This window comes from Micromonospora ureilytica (assembly GCF_015751765.1).
Taxonomy (GTDB): Bacteria; Actinomycetota; Actinomycetes; order Mycobacteriales; family Micromonosporaceae; genus Micromonospora; species Micromonospora ureilytica.
This window is the reverse complement of sequence record NZ_JADOTX010000001.1, coordinates 243,569-265,099: the sequence shown is the minus strand read 5'-3', so window position 1 is coordinate 265,099 and position 21,531 is coordinate 243,569. Positions and strand designations below refer to the sequence as shown.

Genomic DNA, 21,531 nt, shown 5'->3' with positions numbered 1-21,531 from the left:
GGGGAATGAAGGAGTCTCAGAAAATGCCGGTATCGGTCACCATGCCCCGGCTCGGCGAGAGCGTCACCGAGGGCACCGTCACTCGCTGGCTCAAGCAGGAGGGCGACACGGTCGAGGTTGACGAGCCCCTGCTCGAGGTCTCGACCGACAAGGTCGACACCGAGATCCCGTCGCCCGCTGCGGGCGTGCTGAGCCGGATCGTGGTCGGCGAGGACGAGACCGCCGAGGTCGGCAGCGAGTTGGCCGTCATCGCCGGTGAGGGCGAGTCGACCGGCGGTGGCGAGGCCGCTCCGCAGGAGCAGGCTCCGGCCGAGTCGGTCGAGCCGGCCGCCGAGCCGACGGCCGCCGCCGAGGGTACCGCCGACGAGGTTGCCCAGGACGAGGCTCCGGCCGAGGCGCCGGCTCCGGCCGCCGCTTCGTCGGGTGAGGGCACCGCGGTGAAGATGCCCGCCCTGGGCGAGAGCGTCACCGAGGGTACTGTCACCCGCTGGTTGAAGCAGGTCGGCGAGACCATCGAGGTCGACGAGCCGCTGCTGGAGGTCTCCACCGACAAGGTGGACACCGAGATCCCGTCGCCGGTCGCCGGCACGGTGCTGGAGATCAAGGTCGCCGAGGACGAGACCGCCGCGGTCGGCGCCGACCTCGCGATCATCGGCGTTGCCGGCGCGGCCCCCGCCCCGGCGAAGCCCGAGCCGAAGCCCGAGCCGAAGGCGGAGGCCAAGCCGGCGCCGAAGGCCGAGCCGAAGCCGGAGCCGAAGGTCGAGGAGCCGACCCCCGGCATGTCGTACAACGAGCCCGCCGCGGAGACCGAGAGCTCGGCGCAGCCGGCGAAGACCGAGCAGGCCGCGCAGCCGGCCGCGTCGACCTCGACGCCGCCACGTCCGTCCGCCCCGGCACCGGGTGCCGGCGAGGAAGCCGCCGGGTACGTCACCCCGCTGGTGCGCAAGCTGGCCAGTGAGCACGGCGTCGACCTGGCCGCGCTCAACGGCACCGGCGTGGGTGGTCGGATCCGCAAGCAGGACGTGCTGGAGGCCGCCGAGAAGGCGAAGGCCGCCAAGGCCGCTCCTGCGCCGGCCGCACAGCCGGCCGCCGCGCCGTCGGCCGCTCCCGCCAAGCCGGCCGCGAAGCCGCAGCCGAGTGGCAAGCGGGGCACCACCGAGAAGCTCCCCCGGATCCGCAAGGCCATCGCCAAGCGGATGCACGAGTCGCTGCACGAGATGGCGCAGCTAACCACGGTGGTCGAGGTGGACGTCACCCGGATCGCCAAGTTGCGGGCGCAGGCGAAGGAATCGTTCGTGCAGCGGCACGGCGTGAAGCTGTCCTTCCTGCCGTTCTTCGCCCTGGCCGCCGTCGAGGCGCTGCAGACGTACCCGATCGTCAACGCTCAGTTGGACCTGGACGGCGGCACGATCACCTACCCGGCAGCGGAGCACCTCGGCATCGCGGTGGACACCGAGCGGGGTCTGGTGGTGCCGGTCATCCACAACGCCGGTGACCTCAACCTGGGCGGCATCGCCAAGCGGGTCGCGGACCTGGCCGAGCGGACCCGGACCAACAAGATCAGCCCGGACGAGCTGGCCGGGGCGACCTTCACGCTGACCAACACGGGCAGCCGGGGCGCGCTCTTCGACACCCCGATCGTGCCGACGCCGCAGTCGGCGATGCTCGGCACGGGTGCCGTGGTCAAGCGTCCGGTCGTGGTCAACGACCCGGACCTGGGCGAGGTCGTCGCGGTCCGGTCGATGGTCTACCTGGCCATGTCCTACGACCACCGGCTGATCGACGGTGCCGACGCGGCCCGCTTCCTGAGCGCGGTCAAGGAGCGGCTGGAGGCCGGCAACTTCGAGTCGGAGCTGGGCCTGGCCTGATCCACCCGCAACGCCGAAAGGGCGCCCCGGTCGTCGACCGGGGCGCCCTTTCGTCTGCGGTCCTCAGCTCTTGAGCAGCGCTGTCGAGACCTTCCAGAGCTGCTCGGCGGCCTCCGGGTCCAACGCGTAGTCGGCGACGCCGGTCCGCCCGCCGGGCTGGGCGGGGGCGGCCTCCTGACAGTCCTCGAAGTAGCGCCCGCCCACGCCGTCGAGCAACGGCGAGGCCGCGACCAGCACGGAGGTGGCGGCACCCTGTTCGACGGTCTTCCAGGCCGCCGCGTTGCCCGCGCGCAGCCGGTCCAGTTCCTCCTGGCTCACGTAGCGCTGAAGGTTGGTCCGGATCGCGCCGGGCATCAGCGAGTTGGCAGTGATGCCGTCGTCGGCCCAGAGTCGGGACGCCTCCACGGCGAACAGCACGTTCGCCGTCTTTGACTGCCCGTACGCCTGCCACGGCTCGTACTCCCGCTTGTCGTACTGGATGTCCTCGAAGACCACAGGCGAGCGCAGGTGGGCGGCGGAGCTGACCGAGACGATCCTGGCCCCGTCGCCGGACGCGAGGGCCGGGCGTAGCCCGGTGGCGAGCGCGAAGTGCCCCAGGTGGTTGGTGGCGAACTGCATCTCCCAGCCCTGCGGGGTCCGGGACAGGGGTGCGGCCATGATGCCGGCGTTGTTGACCAGGATGTGCAACGGGCCGTCCCAGTTGGCCACGAAGTCGGCGACCGAACCCTGGTCGGCGAGGTCGAGCGGGGCGACCAGGACGCGGTCGTTGCCTGTGGTGGCGGTGATGTCGTTGGCGGCCTGCTGGCCCGCGTCGGGGTTGCGGACGGCCAGGGTGACCTCCGCGCCGACGCTGGCCAGGGCACGGGCGGTCTCCACGCCGATCCCGGAGGACCCGCCGGTGACGATGGCCCGCCGCCGGACGAGGTCCACGCCCCGGATCACGTCCATGGCCGTGGAGTGATGGGCGAACGAAGTGGTGATCGGGTTGTTCGTCGTCATTGTCCATCCTTGTCCGGGGTAGGGCGGACCGGCCGGCCCGCTGCGGGAGGCAGTGGGTCCCGGTGCTTCCCCGACCCGGACCGGAGGTAACGCCGGACTCCGTCGCCATCGCGGTTCGGGCCTCCGACCAGCCCGGACGCTGCCAGAGTGGGGTCGTGGGCGGCTACCGGCGGGGTGGACAGCTGGGACCGGCCGTCCCGATCGCGCCCGGCGCCCGGGTGGACAAGTTCGAGGTCTTCTTCGACCTGGTCTTCGTCTTCTCGTTCTTCATCATCACCCGGGCCACCGCCGCGAACATCTCCGGCCGCCAACTGCTGCACGCCGGCCTGGTGCTCGCCGTGCTCTGGTGGATCTGGGTGGTACACAGCCTGGTCGCCACCCGGGTCCGGCTCGGCGAGGGCTACGTCCCGGTGCTCATGGTGATCGCGATGGTCGCCCTGTTCGCGTTCGCGCTGGCGCTGCCGCAGGCGTTCAGCGACCCGAAGGGGAGCGCCGCCGGCCCGATGCTGGTGGCCATCAGCTACGTCGTGGTCCGGGCCGTACACATGATCCTTTATCAGCACGTGGTGCGGGACAGCCCGCAGGAGCGGCGGCAACTGCGGCGGTTCGCACCGGAGCTGGCGGTGAGCATCGTGCTGCTGCTGGCCGCCGCGCTCATCCCGCCGCAGATCACCGACCCCGACCAGGCCGCCATGGTGCGCGACGGGCTGTGGATCACCGTGATCGTGGTGCAGTACGCCACCGGCTTCATCGTCGGCACCTGGGGCTGGGGGGTGACAAGCGCCGAGCACTGGACTGAGCGCTACGACCTCATCCTGATCATCGCGCTGGGCGAGTCGATCATTTCCACCGGAGTGGGCGGCAACCTGCTCGGCAAGCCGGTCACCTGGCCGGCGGTGGCGGCCGCCGCGCTCGGCATCGTGGTCACCGCGACCCTCTGGTGGGCGCACTTCGACTTCATCGGGCCGGCCGCCCGGATCGCCCTGCACGCGGCGGAGGGTGCCCCCCGGGTGGCGATGGCCCGGGACGCGTACGCGTACCTCTACCTGCCGATGATCGCCGGGGTGATCCTCTTCTCGATCGGCAACGAGGAGGTCCTCCACAAGATCACTGACCCCTCCGGCGGGATCGCGGAGAAGGTCGAGGGACCGGCGGTGCCGATGCTGTTCGGCGGGTTGATCTGCTACTTCGCCGTCAACCTGCTGTTCCAGCTACGCACCCTGCACACCGTCATGTGGACCCGCGTCGGCGTCATCGTGGTGCTCACGGCGGCCCTCCCGATCGGCCAGCACCTGCCGGCGCTGGGCGCGCTCACCCTCGCGACAGTGATCTGCGTGGCGCTGGTGGCCGTGGAGGTGACGGTGATGGCGCAGTCCCGGCACGCCCTGCGGGCCGCCGTCTTCCATGAGCGGACCACCCACGAGGCCCACGAGGCCGCCTGGCGTGCGCGCTGGCACGACGTCCGGGAGACCGACGAGCCGACCACGCCGTGACCGCGTCGGGGTAAACTCCGGCGCAGCGTCGCGGTGTACCCGGCACGAAGGCCGCCGTGGGCATGGAGGCGCGGGGACAGCATGGGACGAACGTGCACCCAACCGGTTCACCGGCCGGCCGGCTCGCCGCCGTCGGCAATCAGATGATCGAAATCCACCTCTGGCTCAGCGCGGAACTGGCCCGGCTCCAGGCCAGCCTCGACACCCCGGCCCGGGACCTGCGGGCGCACTGCCTGACCTTCTGCGCCGTGCTCGGCCGACACCACACCGGTGAGGACGCTGGCGCGTTCCGGCTGCTGGCCGAGGAAGCCCCCGAGCTGCGCCCGGTCATCGAGAACCTGATCACCGATCACGAGGTGGTGGCGGGGATCCTGGAACGGGTCGAGGCACTGCTGGGCGGCGACGCGGCGGTGCCGGTCGCCCAGGTGCGCGCCGAGTTGGGCGGGTTGGCCGCCCTGCTCGAGTCGCACTTCCGCTACGAGGAGAAGCGGCTGGTCACCGCCCTGAACGCGCTCACCGGTCGGCAGGGGACGACCGAGGACCTGCTCGGCCTGACCGCGCCCGGTCCCCGCTAGCCAGCCACCGACCCCGGCACGGCACCGGGCAGGCGCTCGTAGAAGCGGATCTTCTCCCGCAGGTGGTCGTACTGGTGCTGGAGCAGCCGCATCTGCTCCTCGACCCGTGCGGCGTGGTGCCGCAGCAGCTCGTGCCGCTCGTCGGCGGTGTGCTCGCCGTCGCGGGCCAGTTGCGCGTAGCGGCGCATCTGCGCGATCGGCATCCCGGTGTCGCGCAGGCAGCGGAACAGCACCAGCCAACCGAGGTCGTCGTCGGTGAAGACCCGCTGCCCGCCTGCCGTCCGCTCCACGTCCGCGAGGAGGCCGATCTTCTCGTAGTACCGCAGAGTGTCCAGGCTGAAGCCGCTGCGGCGGGCGGCCTCCGAGGGGGCGTAACCGCTCATGTCGCGAGATCGTAGTGCTTGACCTGGAGCGCGCTCCAGGTTGGAGGCTGGTGACCATGACGACGACACGGACGCTGGGACGCAGCGGCATCACGGTGAGCGCGATCGGAATGGGGTGCTGGGCCATCGGCGGCCCGCTCTGGGGTGACGACGGGCAGCCGTTCGGCTGGGGTGAGGTGGACGACGCCGAGTCGATCCGCACCATCCACCGGGCGCTCGATCTCGGCGTGACCCTCTTCGACACCGCCAGCAACTACGGCGCCGGGCACAGCGAGCGGATCCTCGGTCAAGCCCTGGCCGGGCGGCGGGACAGCGTGGTGATCGCCACCAAGTTCGGCAACGTCAGCGAGGAGACCACCCGGCGGGCGCTCGGCACCGACACCAGCCCGGCCTTCGCGGTGCGCAGCCTGGACGAGTCGCTCCGCCGGCTCGGCACCGACCACGTCGACCTCTACCAACTGCACATCAACGCACTGCCGGTGCCCGCCGCGCTCGATCTGGTCGACACCCTGGAGGCCCTGGTCGACCAGGGCAAGATCCGGGCGTACGGCTGGAGCACCGACGACCCGGCCTCGGCGGAGGCGTTCGCGGCCGCCGGCCCGCACTGCGCCGCGATTCAGCACGACGAGTCGGTGCTGCGCGACAACGCGGCGGTGCTGGCGGTCTGCGACAAACACGACCTGGCCAGCCTCAACCGTGGGCCGCTGGCGATGGGGCTGCTCACCGGGTCGACCCGGGCGGTCGGGGCGGACGATGTGCGCGGGCGCGCCCCGGAGTGGTTGGAGTGGTTCACCGACGGCCGACCGACACCACGCTGGGCGGCCCGGGTCGACGAGGTCCGCGCGGCGCTCACCGCCGACGGGCGCACCCTGGCCCAGGGCGCGCTCGGCTGGCTGCTGGCGCGCAGCCCCCGTACCGTGCCGATCCCCGGCCTGCGCACTGTGGCCCAGGCCGACGAGAACCTGGCCACCCTGACGCTCGGCCCACTGAGTGCCGAGTCGTACGCCGAGGTGGAACGACTGCTCGCCGACCTGCGCCCGGCCCCCGCAGCCTGACCACCAGGCCGGTCCACGCCCCGGGCGCCGTCACCGGAAGTCGTCCGCGTGCTCGGCGGCCCACTGCCGGAACGTGCGCCCGGGGCGGCCGGTCACCTGCTCGACGTCCGGGGCGACCCAGGCATTGCCGTCGAGATACCTGCCCATCTCCAGGAACCACTCGATCACCTCGGCGGGATAGGTGTCCTTCCAGTGCTCGCGGGCCTGCTCCGGGGTCAGCTCGTCGAACCGCACCGGACGGCCGATCGCCGCGCCGATCATCTCGACCGCGTCCCGGCGGCGGACCGGCTCCGGCCCGGTCGGCTGGTACACCCGGCCCGCGTGGCCGCCACGGGTGAGCGCGGCCAGGATGACCGCGGCGATGTCCGCCTCGTGGACCAGTGGGCTGTTCCAGTCACCGAACGGCTCCCGGACCACCCCCTCGGCCCGGATGGCGTGCGCCCAGTCCCGGGTGTTCGCCATGAACTCGCCGGGGAACACGTGCGTCCACTCCAGACCCGAGTTCTCGATCGCCCGGTGCAGCGGCCGGTGCGGGGCCTCGATCGGGTCGTCGTCGGCCCGGCTCGGATCGTTGTGACCGAGGTGGGTGACCCGACGGACGCCGGCCTTCCGGGCCAGCTCCAAGATCTCCGCACCGGTGGTCAGCGGTCCGGACCCGTCCATTGCGACCAGGTGCATGCGCGTCACGCCGCGCAGTGCCGGCGCCAGCGTGTGGGGCCTGGCGAAGTCGCCCGCCAGCACCTCCACCCGGCTGGGCAGCGCGGCTGCCGCCGGTGACGCGGGATCGCGGGTCAGTGCGCGTACGTCGTGGCCGGCGGCCACCAGTTGCCGGACCAGGCTGCCTCCGACGGTTCCGGTCGCTCCGGTCACCAGGATCGGCATGGTTCCTCCTCAGGAATCGCCTGACGGTGGGCACGGTGAGCCGACCCCGCCAAACGGGAGCGCTCTCGGATGGCTCATGGTCAGCCAGATCGATGCGGGAAGCAATCGCGAACACCGCATTCACGTTCGCTCTGACCTGCCGAAACGCGCCAACCACCGAATGCGCCCCGGAGCTTTTTTCTGCGCCTGGGGCACCTGTTGACCTGGGCTTTCCCATTGTCGGGCGTGCCGGCGCACATTTCTTCGCCTGCCGGTGACGTCGGCCGCCCCGCGCATCCATCGGCGGCGTTCTGGACGAAGATGGGGGTATGCGCATCCTTCTGGCCGGCGCGTCCGGCTTCCTCGGCACCCGGCTGGCCGACCGGCTCGCGGCGGACGGGCACCAGATCACCCGGCTGGTCCGTCGGTCGCCGGGCGACCCGCAGGAGCGGCGGTGGGACCCCGCCGCCGGGCAGCTCGACCCGGCCGTGGTCACCGAGGCCGACGCGGTGGTCAACCTGGCCGGCGCGGGCGTCGGCGACAAGCGCTGGGACGACGACTACCGGCGGTTGATCCGGACCAGCCGGGTGGACAGCACCACCACGCTGGCGACCACCATCGCCGGGCTCCCCGCCGAGGACCGACCCCGGGTGCTGCTCAACTCATCGGCCGTGGGCTGGTACGGCAACACGGGCGACCGGGCGGTCGAGGAGGACGCGCCGGCCGGCGAGGGCTTCCTGGCCGACGTCTGCCGGGTGTGGGAGGCCGCGACCCGACCGGCCGAGGATGCCGGGGTACGCGTGGTCCGGCTCCGCACCGGCCTGCCGCTGGACCGCGAAGGCGGGATGCTCAAGCCGCAGCTGCTGCCGTTCAAGCTGGGCATCGCCGGGCGGTTGGGCAGCGGCCGGCAGTGGCTGCCGTGGATCTCGATGGCCGACTGGCTGGACGCGATCCGTTTCCTGCTCGACAGTGACATCGCCGGCCCGGTCAACGTGGTGGGGCCGAACCCGGTGACGAACGCCGAGTTCACCCGCGAGCTGGCCCGGCAGCTGCACCGCCCGGCAATCGTCCCGATCCCCGCGCTGGCGCTCAAGGTGGTCCTCGGCGGCTTCGCCCACGAGGCCCTGACCAGCACCCGAGTCCTCCCCGGCGTCCTGGCCCGAGCCGCCTACCCCTACCACCACCAAACCCTCCCCCAAGCCCTAAAAGCAGCCCTAACCCCCTAACCCCTAACCCCCACCCCGCAGCCTCGCCTACCCCGGCCCCGCCCGGGTTGATCATGAGGTTATTGCCACGACACGCCGAGGCGAGTGGCAATAACCTCATGATCAACAGGGGTCAGGGGGTGGGGTGGGTCAGCAGCCGATCACCCAGTGGTTGGGGGCGGTCTGCTTGAGGGCGCTGGTGTAGAAGGTGTTGTAGAGGCCCATGCGCTGGTTGGAGCCGTTGGCGTAGGCGTAGCCGCCGGACTGGTACGCGCGACCGGCCGTCACGTGCGCGTAGTTGCTGGCCGTCACACAGGTCGGCGGCGTGGTCGGGGTGGCCGTGGGGGTGGGCGTGGCCGTCGGGGTCGGGGTGGGGGTGGCGGTCGGGGTGGGGGTCGGGTTGGTCCCGCCGCCGTTCAGGCCGAAGAAGAGCGCGTCACGGTACGTCGAGCAGATGGTGTCCAGGAAGTACGCCCCTGCGGTGCCGCACTGGTCGGCCCCGGAACCCGGGTCGACCGGAGTGCCGTGGCCCATGCCGGAGACGCGGTAGAGCCGCACGTCGTCGTTGCCGTACACCTCCAGGCTGGTGTTGGCCGGCAGGGACGAGGTGCTGGTCGGGGTCTGCGACACGCCGCGCACGTTGGTCCACTGGTCGCGGGACTCGGCGCCGTTGAGCGGGGCGACCGTGGGGTCCGAGGTGCCGTGCCAGATGGCCACCCGGGGGCGAGGGCCGCTGTAGCCGGAGTACGCGCCACGGACCAGGTCGCCCCAGGCGACGGGGGTCTTGTCCGCGCCCGGGTTCATGCAGCTGAACGCGTTGACCATGCTGGTGGCGCAGCGGTACGGGATCCCCGCGATGATCGATCCGGCGGCGAAGACGTCCGGGTAGGTGGCCAGCATGACCGCGCTCATCGCCCCGCCAGCGGAGAGCCCGCTGACGTAGACCCGGGAGCCGTTCACCCCGAAGTTCGCCTTGGCGTGGTCGACCATCTGCTTGATCGACAGCGCCTCACCCTGACCCCGGGTCGTGTCTCCCGCCTCGAAGAAGTTGAAGCAGGAGTTGGCGTTGTTGCCGGAGGGTTGCTGGGCGACGATCAGGGTGAACTTCCACTGGTCGGCGTACTTCTGCCAGCCGGAGTTGGCGAAGTAGCCGGAGGCGTTCTGGGTGCACCCGTGCAGCAGGACGACGGCCGGGGAGTTGGCCGGCAGGCCGTCCGGTCGGTAGGCGTACATGGCGAGGTTGCCGGGGTTGGAGCCGAACCCGGTGACCTGGGTGAGGGTGGCGGCCTGGGCGGGTGCGGCGACGGCGACCGCGCCCGCTACGGCGAGGGCGAGCCCGGCGACCGCACCGAGCAGCCGGGTGAGGGTGGACGAGGAGCGGCGCACGGCGGCCTCCTGGAGGGGCGGACTGTGAACTGGGTCACGGTCGAGTTGCCGAGACGTTACGACGATGTGTCGCCGCTATGACATGGGGCACAGTCACACATTCACGACGGACGCTGTGTACGCCAGACCGTCGACATGGCGGCCGAATCCGTCCCCAACGGTCCCGTCCTTGCAGGTCTGACCGGCCCGTCCAGGTCCGGTTGGTAACGTCCGCTGCGTGCCGTCCTCCCCGTCGCTGGCCACCGGGCCCGCACCCGCGTCACCGCCGCGCACCGTCCGGGACCGCCGGGCCGACCTGATCGTCGTGCTGGTGGCCCTCGCGCTCGCCGTCTGGGTGACAAGCGGGCTGTGGCGGGACCCGAACGTCCGCACCATCACCGTCAACTCCAGCGACCAGGCGCTCTTCGAGTGGCTGCTGGCCTTCGGCGGGCACGCGGTCACCCACTGGGAAAACCCGCTCTTCACCTACCTGATCAACGTCCCGGACGGCGTGAACCTCGCGGTCAACACGACGATCACCGTGTACGCGGTGGTCTTCGCCCCGCTCACGTACCTGATCGGGCCGCCGGCGACGTTCCTGGTGATCCTCACCCTGAACCTGCTCGCCACCGCGCTGGTCTGGTACTGGCTGCTCTCCCGGCACCTGGTCCGCAGCCAACTGGCCGCCGGGGTCGGCGCCCTGTTCATCGCCTACTCCCCCGGCATGGTGTCGCACGCCAACGCGCACCTGAACTGGACGGCCGGCTGGCTCGTGCCGCTGCTGATCTGGCGGCTGTTCGCGCTGCGCCGCGCGGGGCACTGGCTACGCGACGGGGTGATCCTCGGCGTGCTGGTCGCGGTGGCCTTCTCGATCGCCGCCGAGGGGCTCTTCTTCGCCGCGCTGGCGCTGGGCGTGTTCGTCGCCATCTGGGCGCTGCACCCGGTCAACCGCGTGGAGGCACGCGCCGTGCTGCCCACCTTCCTGCGCGGGCTCGGGGTGACCGCAGTGGTCGCCGGTGTGCTGTTGTCGTACCCGTTGTGGTTGCACTTCGCTGGGCCACAACGGTTCCACGGCACCGGCTTCGACCCGGTGATCCACTCCGAGGACATCGCGGCGTTCGCCGCCTTCCCGCGCCGCTCGCTGGCCGGCGAGGCCGGGTTGGGCACCTCGCTGGCACCGAACCCGACCGAGGAGAACTCGTTCTTCGGCATCCCACTGCTGGTGCTCACAGTGATCTGTTTCGTCGCGCTCTGGCGGCGGGCCGACGCTCATCGCCGGGCGACCCTCTGGGCGCTGGGCGTCGTCGCGCTGATCTTCACGGTGCTCTCCTTCGGGCCGATCGCCAAGGTCGACGGCCGACGCACCGACCTCCCCATGCCGTTCGACCTGGTCGGACAGCTACCGGTGGTGAACGCCGCCCTACCGGCCCGACTGGCGCTCGTGGTCGCGCCGGTGATCGGGCTGTTGCTGGCGTACGCCGTCGACCAGTTGCGCGCCGCGCCACCCCGGCACCGCTCCACCGAGTTGGCCTGGCTGGTCGGGTTCGCGGTGGCCCTGGTGCCGCTGCTGCCCACCCCGCTGCTGACCGACGAGCGGGAACCGATCCCGCGGTTCATCACCTCCGGCACGTGGCGGGAGTACGTCTCACCCGACGGGGTGCTGACCCCGGTGCCGCTGACCGTGGACATCTACCCGGACGGCCAACGGTGGCAGGCGTACGCGTTGTCGCACCGGCAGGGCGAGTTCGAGATCCCCGGCGGCTTCTTTCTCGGCCCCGGCGGGCCGGACGGGCGGGGCCGGATCGGCCCGGTGCCACGCACCCTGAGCGCGTTGATGGACCAGGCCGGCCGCACCGGGCTGGTCCCCATCGTCACCGACGGGACGATCCGGGAGGTCAAGTCGGACCTGCGGCACTGGCGCATCGAGACGGTGGTGCTCGCCGACGAGGTGCACGGCGCGAAGTTCGAGGTCGACGAGGAGGCGCTGCTGCGTACCGGCACCGCCCTGTTCGGCGAGCCGCAACGGGTCGACGACGTCTGGCTCTGGCGGATCCCAGCGGCCTGACCGAGCCCGGTGAGGCGGCTCACCAGGGATGATCGCCGGTAGCGGGACTAGGCTGGATGCCGTGACAACGACGACCCCCGGCCTGACGGCCGTCCGTGCCGGCCTGCTCGACTACCAGGCCGCCTGGGACGAGCAGCGGCGCCTGCACGAGTCGGTGGTGGCTGGCGAGCGCGGCGACACCGTGCTGCTGCTGGAGCACCCGAGCGTCTACACAGCGGGCAAGCGCACCGAGCCGTGGGACCGGCCGATGGACGGCACTCCGGTCGTGGACGTGGACCGCGGTGGCAAGATCACCTGGCATGGGCCGGGGCAGCTCGTCGGCTACCCGATCCTGCGTCTGCCCGACCCGGTGGACGTGGTCGCCTACGTACGCCGGACCGAAGAGCTGCTCATCGACGTCTGCGCCGAGGTCGGGCTGACCGCCGGACGGGTCGAGGGGCGCAGCGGCGTCTGGGTGCCCGAGGACGACCGAGGGCCGGCCCGCAAGGTGGCCGCCATCGGCATCCGGGTGGCCCGGGGCGTCACCCTGCACGGCTTCTCGATCAACTGCGACTGCGACCTGACGTACTTCGACCGGATCGTGCCGTGCGGCATCCGGGACGCGGGCGTCACCTCGCTCACCGCCGAGCTGGGCCGCCCGATCACCGTCGCCGACGTGCTGCCGGTGGTCGAGCGCCGACTCTCCACCCTCGTCGAGGTCTGAGCGGTGGCCCCCGACGGCGATGTCGGGGGCCACCGCGCTCACGGCGTCAGTCGGTGCAGGTCACGTGGGAACGCGGTGACCTCCCGGACGTTGGCGGCGCCGACCAGCCGGGCCACGAACCGTTCCAGGCCGATGGCGAAGCCGCCGTGCGGTGGCATGCCGTGCCGGAACGCGTCCAGGTAGCCGACGTACGGCTCGACCGGCTCACCCCGGGCCGCCAACGCCGCCAGGTAGTCGGCGTGCCGGTGCAGCCGCTGCCCACCGGTGACCAGCTCCAGACCGCGAAAGAGCAGGTCAAAACCGTTCGAGTACGCGGGCCGCGCCGGGTCCGGGTGGGTGTAGAAGGGTCGCTTCGCCATCGGGTAGCCGGTGACGAAAAGGAAGTCCGAACCGTGTTCGCGCAGGGCCCACTCACCCAGAGCCCGTTCGTGGGCGGGCGCGAGGTCCGGCTCGTCGGCGGGCGCGCCGGCGATGGTCAGCGCCTCGGTGAAGTGCACGGCCGGGATCTCCGCCGGCACCTGCGGCGGCGTGACGCCGAGCGTCGCGAGAGCGCTGCCGGCCCGCCCGTTCACCGCGTCCAGCATCCCGGCCACTGTGTCGCGCAGTACGCGCATCACGTCCCGGTGGTCGGTGACGAAGCCCAGCTCCGCGTCGAGCGACGTGTACTGCGCGAGGTGCCGGACGGTGTCGTGCGGCTCGGCGCGAAAGACCGGCCCCACCTCGTAGACCCGTTCGAAGACGCCGACCATCAGCTGCTTGTAGAACTGCGGTGACTGGGCCAGGTACGCGGGCCGGCCGAACCAGTCCAGCGCGAACACGTTCGCTCCGCTCTCGGTGCTGGAGCTGACCACCTTCGGCGTGTGGATCTCCACGAAGTCGTGGGCGTCGAGTGTGGCCCGGAACCCGGCCACTGCGGCCGCCGAGATCCGCAGCGCGGCCGACCGGGTGGGGTGCCGCAGCGCGGTGGGCGCGTTGTCCAGCTGGGTGGGCAGGCTCGCGGTGAGCGCCGGCCGGTACAGGTCGAACGGTGGCGGCGTGGCGGGCGGCCCGAGTGGACGTACCGTCGGGTCGGTCAGCTCGACCCCGGCGGGCGCCGTGCCGTTGGGCGTTGCCGTGCCGACCACCTCGACGACCGTCTCTTCGGTGAGTTTCTCCAGCTCGGCGCGGACGGCCAGGTCGGTGACGACCACCTGGGCCAGGCCGGCGGCGTCCCGCACGATCAGGAACGCCACCGACTTGAGCAGTCGGCGGCGGTGCACCCAGCCGGCGATCCGCACTGTCGTGCCGATCCTGGCGGGCAGTTGGTGGGACAGGGTTCGTTGCATGGCGGGCTGCTCCTCGGTTGATCGCCACGCCGTCGCCGCCCTGGGGAAGCGAAGCGTCGCATCAGCCCCAGGGAGGTGTGGGCGAGCGGGAACCTCGCGGTGCCACCACACCTTCGCCCCCGCCGAAGCGGGGGCCTCGTTCGTCGCCTGATGACCGGGGCCAGCCGGGCGGGCTCTACTGGGCGCGGGGGGCCCGCGGCCGTTCTTCCCGCAGCTCGGGAGGGTCTTCGCGCCCCGGCGCCAGACCGCCTCTCAGCACCGGCGGCTCTCTGCACTGGCGGGGCGGTGCGCTACTCGGCTCCGTCGTCGCTGTTGCCGGCGACCGTAGCACCCGATCCCCCGCTTTATGACGCCCTTTTCTGACCGAGCGGTGTCCGGCGTCACAACGTTCGGGGCGTGACGCCGGTCGCCTGACGCACATAGACACCTGCCGTCCGGCGTAGGCTCGTTTTCGTGACGATCGAGCACTCCGCGCCGACGACCGGCCAGGCAGCGCGCACCGCAACGGCGGCCCCCGAGGGGCGGCGCCTGCTGCGGATCGAGGCGCGTAACGCCGAGACGCCGATCGAGCGCAAACCGCCGTGGATCAAGGTCAAGGCCAAGATGGGCCCGGAGTACACCCAGCTGCGCGGGCTCGTCTCGCGCGAGGGGCTGCACACCGTCTGCCAGGAGGCCGGCTGCCCCAACATCTACGAGTGTTGGGAAGACCGGGAGGCCACCTTCCTCATCGGCGGTGACCAGTGCACCCGGCGCTGCGACTTCTGCCAGATCGACACCGGCAAGCCTGCCGAGTTCGACGCGGACGAGCCGCGCCGCGTCGCCGAGTCGGTGGTCTCGATGGGGCTGCGCTACGCCACCATCACCGGTGTCGCCCGTGACGACCTGCCCGACGGCGGCGCCTGGCTGTACGCCGAGACCGTCCGACAGATCCACGCCCTCCAGCCCGGCTGCGGCGTCGAGCTGCTGATCCCGGACTTCAACGCCGTCCCCGAGCAGTTGGCCGAGGTCTTCGGCTCCCGTCCCGAGGTGCTGGCGCACAACGTGGAGACCGTGCCGCGCATCTTCAAGCGCATCCGGCCGGCGTTCCGCTACGACCGTTCGCTGGACGTGATCCGGCAGGCCCGCGCCGACGGTCTGGTCACCAAGAGCAACCTCATCCTGGGCATGGGCGAGGAGCGGGCCGAGGTCTCGCAGGCGCTGCGCGACCTGCACGACGCCGGCTGCGAGCTGATCACCATCACGCAGTACCTGCGTCCCTCGCCCCGGCACCACCCGGTGACCCGCTGGGTCAAGCCGGAGGAGTTCGTGGAGCTGCGCGAGGAGGCCGAGGAGATCGGCTTCGCCGGGGTGATGAGCGGGCCACTGGTGCGTTCGTCGTACCGGGCCGGTCGGCTCTACCAGCAGGCCATCGACGCCCGCGCCGCCGCCACGGTCGTCACCGCCGGCTGACTCCGCCGGCAGCGCCGCACGGCCGTTCGGCGCCCGGGTGTCATGATCCTGTGATGACCGTCGGCGTACGCGAGCAGCCGCGCGGCGCGGGCTCGCCCCGCCCGCGACCCGGCGCACGTCCCGGTCTGGTCGGTTGGCTCACCGGGTTGGCAGTGCTCGCCGGAGTGGGTTACCGGCTGTGGCTGCTGCTGCACGCCGCGCCGCCGACGAACAGCGACGAGGCCACCATGGGGCTGGCCGCGCTGCACATCGCCCGGGGTGAGGGCTTCCCGGTCTGGTTCTACGGCCAGCAGTACATGGGCACGTTGGAGGCGTACCTGGCCGCGCCGGTATTCGCTGTGGCCGGTGGGCCGTCGCTGCTCGGTCTGCGGTTGCCCACGCTGGCCCTGTACGCGCTGTTCCTGCTACTGACCTGGCGGTTGACGCTGCGGCTGACCGGGGACCGGTGGTTCGGGCTGCTGGTGGTGGCGCTGCTGGCCCTCGGCTCCGACCGGATCGTCAAGAACCAGTTGATCGCCGGCGGCGGCTACCCCGAGATGAACGCGGCCGGAGCGGCGCTGGCCCTGCTCGCCGTGGACCTGGCCACCGGTCGGCCGGAGCGCCGGTCGGCCGACACCAGGCGACCCGGCTGGCGGCTGGCGCGCTGGGCGACGTGGGGGTTCCTGGCCGGGCTGATGCTCTGGGTCGACCCGCTCGTGCTGCCGTACGTCGCGGCGATCGGCGCGGTGCTCGTCGGGTTCTGCCGCCGGGAGCTGTGGGGTGCCGCCGGGGCGCTACTCGGGGCGGCGGCCGCGCTGGGGGCGGCCCCGCTGCTGCTGCACAGCCTGCTGACCGGGCGTAACCCGCTGCACGCCGTGCTCGCGGCCGGCGGCGCGAACGCCAGCGCCGGCTGGGCGGACCGGCTGCACGGCGGCCTGGTGCTCGGCCCGTCGCTGGGCATGGGCTTTTGCTCCCCCGGGCGGTGCGCCACCTGGCAGCTGTGGTGGGCGCTCGTCCTGCCGCTGCTGCTGGTCCTCGCCGGCGTCGCCGCCTGGCGCGCCCTGCGCACCCCCGACCCTGGCCCTGTCGCCCCCGGCGCGGTGTCGCCCCAGGTGGTGGCGGCGATCCGGCTGGCGCTCGTGCTGGCCGCGGTGGCCACTATCGGCGCGTACACAGTGAGCAGTTCAGCCGGGCTCACCCCGGTGGAGAGTTCCCGCTACCTGTCCTGCCTGCTCATCTCCCTGCCGGCGCTGCTCTGGCCGGTGTGGACGGTGGCCCGGCACGGGCTGGGTCGGTCGGGAACCGGCCGGCACGGCATCGGGTCGGCACTGACCCGGTCGGTCGCGGTGGTGGCGCTCGCCGCCACGCTGGGCACCGCCGCCCACGCCACCTGGCGGGCAGCGGAGACCGTTCCGGCGACCCGGGCCGCCGAGGCCCGGCACAGCGAGTTGGTGAGCACCCTGCGTCAACTCGGCGTACGACACGTACGCGCCGGCTACTGGACCTGCAACCGGCTCACCTTCGCCAGCGCGGAGCAGGTGGTCTGCGCGGTCGTCGACGACACCCTGCGCCCCGGCTTCGACCGCTACCCCGCGTACCGGCGGGAGGTGGACAGCGCGGCGGCACCGGCCTGGGTCGCGCCGGCCGGCTCGCCGCTGGCGGAGGTGCTCGACGAGCGGCAACGGGTCTCGCCGGGCAGCCTCGACCTGGTCACGATCGAGGGCTGGCGCATCTACCTGCCGCGCTGATCTCCCCGGCTGGACAAGCGTCAGCGCGGCACGGCGGCCTCGGTGAGCAGGCCGAGGCGGTGGGCCAGGGCGGCGGCCTCCACCCGGTTGGTCACGCCCAGCTTCGCGATGATCCGGGAGACGTGCACGCTTGCCGTCTTCGGGGAGATGAACAACCGCTCGGCGATCCGGCTGTTGCTGTGCCCCTCGGCGACCAACCGCAGCACCTCCCGCTCTCGGGCGGTCAGCAGGGCCGCGCCGGCCCCGCCCCCGGCCGCGCCGCGCAGGCCGACCCGCCGTGCCAGGGTGGCAGCCGCCTCGACCAGCGGCGCCGCACCCAGCCGTCCGCCGATCTCGTTGGCCTCGGTGACCGCCGCCGCCGTCTCGTCGCGTTCCCCGGCGGCGGCCGTCGCCTCGGCCAGCGCCAGCAGGGCCCGGCCCAGCGGGTAGGGCTGCCCGTCGGCCCGCCACGCGTCGACCGCCGTACGCCAGGCCGGCAGCGCCTGGTCGCCGACCGCCAGTAGCGCGGTGACCTGGGCGGCGTGCGCACGGGCCGCCGGGTGAAGCGCCGGCAGGTCGGCGGCGAGCGCCGCCACGGCGGCCGCCAGCTCCCGGTCACTCACCCGGGCTGCGGTACGCGCGGCGGCGCTGAGCACCGGCCAACCCTCCCGGGGCAGCTGCGGCAGGCTCTCGTCGGCCACCGCGACGCGGGCCGCCCGTATCGCCTCGACCTTGTCGTCTGCGGCCAACGCGGCCTCGATCGCCAGCTCGTGCAGGGGCAGGCGGTGGTTCGGCCACAGGTACGGCCGACCGAGGAAGGTGAGCGCCCGGTCGACCAGCTCGTCGGCGCCCGGATGGGCGCGGGCCAGCCGCAGCCCGGCGCCCAGTTGGAGCCAGTGCAGTCCGGTGACACCGGACAGGTCGATCCGGGCGGCTTCCGCGCAGACCGCCTCGGCCTCGTCCCACCGGCCCAGCGCGATGAGCGCCTCGGCCCGGTTGGAGAGCAGGTACGCCCCGGTGGAGCGGCTGATCCCCACCCGTCGCGCCTCGGCCACCCCCGCCTCGGCGGCCTGCGCGGACTCGGCGTAGCGGCCCAACTCGCAGAGCATGTCCGACTCGAACACCATGGCGAGCACCAGGGTTGGCGCGTCCCCCGCCGCGCGGGCAGCGGCGGCGGCCTGGCTCAACTCGGCAAGCCCTCCGGTCAGGTCCCGCTCGCCGTGGCAGAGCAGCGCGATCCGCGTCGACAGCAGGGCCACGTTCACGCCGAACGCCTCGGCGTCGGTGGCGGCCTCGGCTGCCACCCGGGCTGCCTTCTGCGGGTCGATCTTGACCAGGTGGGTGGCGATGTCGGCGAGCAGCCGGACCCGCTCCGCGCCGGGCGGGCCACCGGCGGCCAGCCGGTACGCCTCGTCCAGCTCGCGGCTGCCGTCGCTCTTGCCGAGCAGGGCCATCAGTCGACCCCGCTGGTCCAGGAGGCGGGCGGCGCGCAGCGGTGCGGCGTCGGCGTCCACCTCGGCCAACCCGGCCCGGGTCAGGGTGATGGCCCGACTGAAGTCGCCGGCGGTGACCGCGGCGTCCAGTGTCTGCTCCAGCAACGCCAGGTGGTCCATGCCGAGCAGGTCGGCGGCGTCCGGCACCAACTCCCACAACTCCAGCGCCCGTTCCAGCAGTCGGCGCTGCTCGGCGTACGCGTACCTGTCGGCGGCGGCGCGTGCGGCGGCTCGTGCGGCGACGAGGGCACGCGGGTGGTCGTGCGCGGCGTACCAGTGGTGGGCGATCTCGGCCGGGGCCCGGCCGGCGGCGACCAGGTGCGGCTGGGCCTCGATGGCGGCGGCGAAGCGGGCGTGCAGCCGGGCGTGCTCACCGGGCAGCAACTCGTCGTGGACGGCCTCGCGGACCAGCGCGTGCCGGAACTCGTAGTCACCGTCCCGGTCGGCCACCACCAACTGGGCGGCGACGGCGGCGCGCAACGCGTCCTCCAGCTCGGCCTCGGGCAGCCGGGCGACCTCGGCGAGCAGGTCGTGGGCGAAACGGGTGCCGCCGGCGGCCGCGATCCGCAACACCCGCTGGGTCGGCTCGGGGAGCCGGTCCACCCGGGCCAGCAGCAGGTCACGCAGCGTCTCGGGGAGCGCCGCGCAGCCGATCGGGTCACCGGCGACGGCCAACTCCTCGATGAAGAAGGGGTTGCCCTGGGTGCGGTCGTGGACATCGTCGACGGCGCGGGCGAGCGGCTCGGCGCCGAGCAGGTCGGCGAGGATCGCGGCGGTGCCGTCGCGGTCCAGACGGCCCAGCTCGACCCGCTCCACACCCCGGGCCCGATCCAGCTCGGCGAGGAACGGGCGCAACGGGTGCCCGCGCTGCAACTCGTCGGTGCGGTAGGTGCAGACCAGCAGCAGCCGGCCCGGCCGCGCCGCCCGGACGAGGAACCCGATCAGGTCGCGGGTGGAGCGGTCGGCCCAGTGCAGGTCCTCGATGATCAGGACCAGCGGTCGAGCGTCGGCCAGCCGCTGGAACAGCTCGGCGACCAGGTCGAACAGGTAGCCGCGCGGGGCGTCGCTGAGTGCTACCGAACGCGGTGCGGCAAGGGTCGCGGAGGCGCGGCCCTGCTCCGGCAGGAGCGGAGCGAACTCCGCCTCGTAGCCGGCGAAGACCTCGGGGCCGTCGGCGCGGAGCACCGCCCGCAACGCGGCGGCGAACGGCGCGAACGGCAGGCCCGCCTCGCCCAGCTCCAGGCACTGCCCGACGAGCACCCGCGCGGCGCCGGCGGTGGCCCAGCCGGCGAACTCCTCCAGCAGCCGGGTCTTACCCACGCCCGCCTCGCCGCCGACCAGCACTGTGGTCGGCTCACCGGCTCGGGCGCGACCCAGCGCGTCCCGCAGTGCCGCGGTCTCGCGGTGGCGCCCGACGAGGACGGAGCTGGCGGCGCGTACGGTCACGTGTTCGAGCATGCCATGGCGGCCCGCTCCGCCGGCCCCGCCGATCGGCCGGTGGCCGGGCGGCGGGGTCGGCTCGGGTCGAGCGGCCGGCCCGACGGGCGCGGCGGCCGCCGTGGGCGCGGTGGACGCGGCGGCCGCGCTGGGCGCGGTGGACGCGGCGGCCGCCGTGGGCGCGGTCACCGGCGGGCGTCGCTGGCGCGACCGGCCTGCCTGCGCCGGCCCAACCACCCGCGGCTGACCGGACGGGACAGCGACCGGGCGAGCCGGTCCGCGGCCGCGTCGGCGCGCAGCTCGGCGGCGTGGGTACGGTGCAGGGTGAGCAGGAAATCTGCGTCGTTGCCGAACATGTCGGGCTCCTTCGTGGCGTCGTCGTCTTCTGCTGACGACTCTCCGCGCGAAGGCCCCACCCGGGCATGGGCACTGTGCCTCATCTTCCCCGCCCACAGCCTCCTTACCCGGCCGGTCCGGACGCGTACGGCGACGTAAGGTACTCAGCTGCCCCGGCACCCGGACGCGGATCAACCGGGCCAGCGGCGACCACTAGACTCTGCGGCATGGCAAAGCCCCAGGAGAAGGTCTCGTTCGGCCAGCGGCTGAAGCAGATCGGGATGGTGTTCCAGTTCACCGCCAAGCAGGACCGGTGGTTCGCGCCGTTGGTCGCCGCGGCGGTGCTGCTCCCGCTCGCGCTCACCGTGGTCGCCGTCATCCTCTGGGGCTGGATCTGGCTGCCGATCGGCATCCTGTTCATCCTGCTCGCGGTGCTGATCGTGCTCAACCTGCGGTCCAACAAGGCGATGATGAACGCCGCCGAGGGGCAACCCGGCGCGGCGGCGCAGATCATGGAGAACATGCGTGGCGACTGGCGGGTGACCCCGGCGGTCAGCTCGACCACCCAGATGGACATGATCCACCTGGTGATCGGCCGCCCGGGCGTGATCCTGCTGGCCGAGGGCAACCCGCAGCGGGTGCGCGGCCTGCTCGGCCAGGAGAAGCGGCGGCTGTCCAAGGTGATCGGCTCCGCTCCCCTGCACGACTACGTGATCGGGCAGGAGGAGGGCGAGCTGCCGATCCGCAAGCTCCGGACGACGCTGCTGCGCCTGCCCCGCGCCCTCTCCGGCAAGGACGTCAACTCGCTGGACAAGCGACTCAAGGCGCTCACCGCCCGGCCGCAGATGCCCAAGGGCGCGATCCCGAAGAACATGCGGCCGCCAGGCGCCTTCCGCCAGTCGCGGGGCCGCTGACCCCCCAGGTGTACGCGTAAAAGAGCCGGACCCGTGCGGGTCCGGCTCTTTCGCGTACACCGTCATGTGCCCACCCTCGACGCGCCGCCCGCCTCGGGCCAGATCGCGCCGATCTTGCACTTTCGGTCGTCAATATGGGTGGAATGCCTGTTAGGTCGCGACAGAAAGTGCAAGATCGGCAAGCAGGCGAGTCCGATCCCGGCGACCATGGAGTTGTGGTGCCCGCTTTGGCCATTTACGGGTGTTTTGTTGCCCACCACAACTCCATGATCGGCGAGGTGGTGCTGGTTGGGCGCTGG

Annotated in this window: 17 protein-coding genes; 10 read left to right on the top strand and 7 right to left on the bottom strand. The window is 72.5% G+C overall.

Features of this window, described 5'->3' with window-relative positions; genetic code table 11:
• Nucleotides 1–23 precede the first annotated feature (23 nt).
• A complete protein-coding gene (gene sucB / locus IW248_RS01275) occupies nt 24–1,868 on the top strand; it encodes a 2-oxoglutarate dehydrogenase, E2 component, dihydrolipoamide succinyltransferase (protein ID WP_196925310.1) in 1,845 nt (614 codons plus the stop codon).
• A gap of 63 nt (nt 1,869–1,931) precedes the next feature.
• Here sucB and IW248_RS01270 read toward each other — a convergent pair whose 3' ends face one another.
• On the bottom strand, nt 1,932–2,867 hold the full coding sequence (locus IW248_RS01270) for an SDR family NAD(P)-dependent oxidoreductase (protein ID WP_124823059.1): 936 nt from the start codon (nt 2,865–2,867) through the stop codon (nt 1,932–1,934).
• 155 nt (nt 2,868–3,022) lie between these two features.
• Between IW248_RS01270 and IW248_RS01265 the strand changes: the two genes are divergently transcribed.
• Both IW248_RS01265 and IW248_RS01260 read left to right on the top strand, forming a co-directional pair.
• Nucleotides 3,023–4,360 (top strand): low temperature requirement protein A, encoded by a 1,338-nt coding sequence (locus tag IW248_RS01265; RefSeq protein ID WP_124823060.1) that lies wholly within the window; start codon nt 3,023–3,025, stop codon nt 4,358–4,360.
• Nucleotides 4,361–4,452: 92 nt separating this feature from the next.
• The gene (locus IW248_RS01260; RefSeq protein WP_307787615.1) at nt 4,453–4,935 is read left to right on the top strand and encodes a hemerythrin domain-containing protein; all 483 of its coding nucleotides are present in this window, start codon (nt 4,453–4,455) and stop codon (nt 4,933–4,935) included.
• On the opposite strand, the gene IW248_RS01255 is transcribed toward IW248_RS01260, so the two are convergent.
• Nucleotides 4,932–5,318, bottom strand: a complete 387-nt coding sequence (locus IW248_RS01255; protein WP_196925308.1) for a MerR family transcriptional regulator — start codon at nt 5,316–5,318, stop codon at nt 4,932–4,934. The two genes, IW248_RS01260 and IW248_RS01255, sit on opposite strands and share 4 nt — an antisense overlap.
• Nucleotides 5,319–5,374: 56 nt before the next feature.
• Between IW248_RS01255 and IW248_RS01250 the strand changes: the two genes are divergently transcribed.
• The gene (locus IW248_RS01250) at nt 5,375–6,373 is read left to right on the top strand and encodes an aldo/keto reductase (protein ID WP_196925307.1); all 999 of its coding nucleotides are present in this window, start codon (nt 5,375–5,377) and stop codon (nt 6,371–6,373) included.
• Nucleotides 6,374–6,403: 30 nt separating this feature from the next.
• On the opposite strand, the gene IW248_RS01245 is transcribed toward IW248_RS01250, so the two are convergent.
• On the bottom strand, nt 6,404–7,255 hold the full coding sequence (locus IW248_RS01245) for an NmrA family NAD(P)-binding protein (RefSeq protein ID WP_196925306.1): 852 nt from the start codon (nt 7,253–7,255) through the stop codon (nt 6,404–6,406).
• 308 nt (nt 7,256–7,563) lie between these two features.
• Between IW248_RS01245 and IW248_RS01240 the strand changes: the two genes are divergently transcribed.
• Entirely contained in the window at nt 7,564–8,460 is an 897-nt protein-coding gene (locus IW248_RS01240) for a TIGR01777 family oxidoreductase (protein WP_196925305.1), read from the top strand.
• A gap of 129 nt (nt 8,461–8,589) precedes the next feature.
• Here the strand turns inward: IW248_RS01240 and IW248_RS01235 are convergent, their stop codons facing one another.
• Complete coding sequence (locus IW248_RS01235; protein ID WP_196925304.1) at nt 8,590–9,825, bottom strand: extracellular catalytic domain type 1 short-chain-length polyhydroxyalkanoate depolymerase; 1,236 nt, start codon at nt 9,823–9,825, stop codon at nt 8,590–8,592.
• Nucleotides 9,826–10,042: 217 nt separating this feature from the next.
• On the opposite strand from IW248_RS01235, the gene IW248_RS01230 reads away from it, so the two are divergent.
• Both IW248_RS01230 and lipB read left to right on the top strand, forming a co-directional pair.
• Nucleotides 10,043–11,869, top strand: coding sequence for a DUF6311 domain-containing protein (locus IW248_RS01230; protein ID WP_196925303.1), 1,827 nt, complete (start codon nt 10,043–10,045; stop codon nt 11,867–11,869).
• A gap of 61 nt (nt 11,870–11,930) precedes the next feature.
• Complete coding sequence (gene lipB, locus IW248_RS01225) at nt 11,931–12,572, top strand: lipoyl(octanoyl) transferase LipB (protein ID WP_196925302.1); 642 nt, start codon at nt 11,931–11,933, stop codon at nt 12,570–12,572.
• Nucleotides 12,573–12,610: 38 nt separating this feature from the next.
• On the opposite strand, the gene aspS is transcribed toward lipB, so the two are convergent.
• Complete coding sequence (gene aspS, locus IW248_RS01220; protein ID WP_196925301.1) at nt 12,611–13,897, bottom strand: aspartate--tRNA(Asn) ligase; 1,287 nt, start codon at nt 13,895–13,897, stop codon at nt 12,611–12,613.
• A 453-nt stretch (nt 13,898–14,350) separates the two neighbouring features.
• Here aspS and lipA point away from each other — a divergent pair, with 453 nt between their 5' ends.
• Both lipA and IW248_RS01210 read left to right on the top strand, forming a co-directional pair.
• Nucleotides 14,351–15,346, top strand: coding sequence for a lipoyl synthase (gene lipA, locus IW248_RS01215; RefSeq protein ID WP_196925300.1), 996 nt, complete (start codon nt 14,351–14,353; stop codon nt 15,344–15,346).
• A 53-nt stretch (nt 15,347–15,399) separates the two neighbouring features.
• On the top strand, nt 15,400–17,073 hold the full coding sequence (locus tag IW248_RS01210; RefSeq protein ID WP_196925299.1) for a hypothetical protein: 1,674 nt from the start codon (nt 15,400–15,402) through the stop codon (nt 17,071–17,073).
• A 20-nt stretch (nt 17,074–17,093) separates the two neighbouring features.
• Here the strand turns inward: IW248_RS01210 and IW248_RS01205 are convergent, their stop codons facing one another.
• Together IW248_RS01205 and IW248_RS01200 are read right to left on the bottom strand one after the other, a co-directional pair.
• On the bottom strand, nt 17,094–20,171 hold the full coding sequence (locus IW248_RS01205; RefSeq protein WP_307787611.1) for a helix-turn-helix transcriptional regulator: 3,078 nt from the start codon (nt 20,169–20,171) through the stop codon (nt 17,094–17,096).
• A complete protein-coding gene (locus IW248_RS01200) occupies nt 20,168–20,338 on the bottom strand; it encodes a hypothetical protein (RefSeq protein WP_196925298.1) in 171 nt (56 codons plus the stop codon). The genes IW248_RS01205 and IW248_RS01200 overlap by 4 nt, the downstream gene beginning before the upstream one ends.
• Before the next feature lie 207 nt (nt 20,339–20,545).
• On the opposite strand from IW248_RS01200, the gene IW248_RS01195 reads away from it, so the two are divergent.
• Nucleotides 20,546–21,232 carry a DUF4191 domain-containing protein gene (locus IW248_RS01195; protein WP_196925297.1) on the top strand — a complete coding sequence of 229 codons (687 nt, stop codon included), beginning with the start codon at nt 20,546–20,548 and terminating at the stop codon, nt 21,230–21,232.
• The last annotated feature ends 299 nt before the right edge of the window (nt 21,233–21,531 follow it).

Excerpts from the sequence above, each read along its gene's own strand:
- sucB (WP_196925310.1), top strand. The coding sequence starts at position 24 with ATGCCGGTATCGGTCACCATGCCCCGGCTCGGCGAGAGCGTCACCGAG.
- IW248_RS01270 (WP_124823059.1), bottom strand. The coding sequence starts at position 2,867 with ATGACGACGAACAACCCGATCACCACTTCGTTCGCCCATCACTCCACG.
- IW248_RS01255 (WP_196925308.1), bottom strand. The coding sequence starts at position 5,318 with ATGAGCGGTTACGCCCCCTCGGAGGCCGCCCGCCGCAGCGGCTTCAGC.
- IW248_RS01250 (WP_196925307.1), top strand. The coding sequence starts at position 5,375 with ATGACGACGACACGGACGCTGGGACGCAGCGGCATCACGGTGAGCGCG.
- IW248_RS01245 (WP_196925306.1), bottom strand. The coding sequence starts at position 7,255 with ATGCCGATCCTGGTGACCGGAGCGACCGGAACCGTCGGAGGCAGCCTG.
- IW248_RS01240 (WP_196925305.1), top strand. The coding sequence starts at position 7,564 with ATGCGCATCCTTCTGGCCGGCGCGTCCGGCTTCCTCGGCACCCGGCTG.
- aspS (WP_196925301.1), bottom strand. The coding sequence starts at position 13,897 with ATGCAACGAACCCTGTCCCACCAACTGCCCGCCAGGATCGGCACGACA.
- IW248_RS01210 (WP_196925299.1), top strand. The coding sequence starts at position 15,400 with ATGACCGTCGGCGTACGCGAGCAGCCGCGCGGCGCGGGCTCGCCCCGC.
- IW248_RS01200 (WP_196925298.1), bottom strand. The coding sequence starts at position 20,338 with ATGTTCGGCAACGACGCAGATTTCCTGCTCACCCTGCACCGTACCCAC.
- IW248_RS01195 (WP_196925297.1), top strand. The coding sequence starts at position 20,546 with ATGGCAAAGCCCCAGGAGAAGGTCTCGTTCGGCCAGCGGCTGAAGCAG.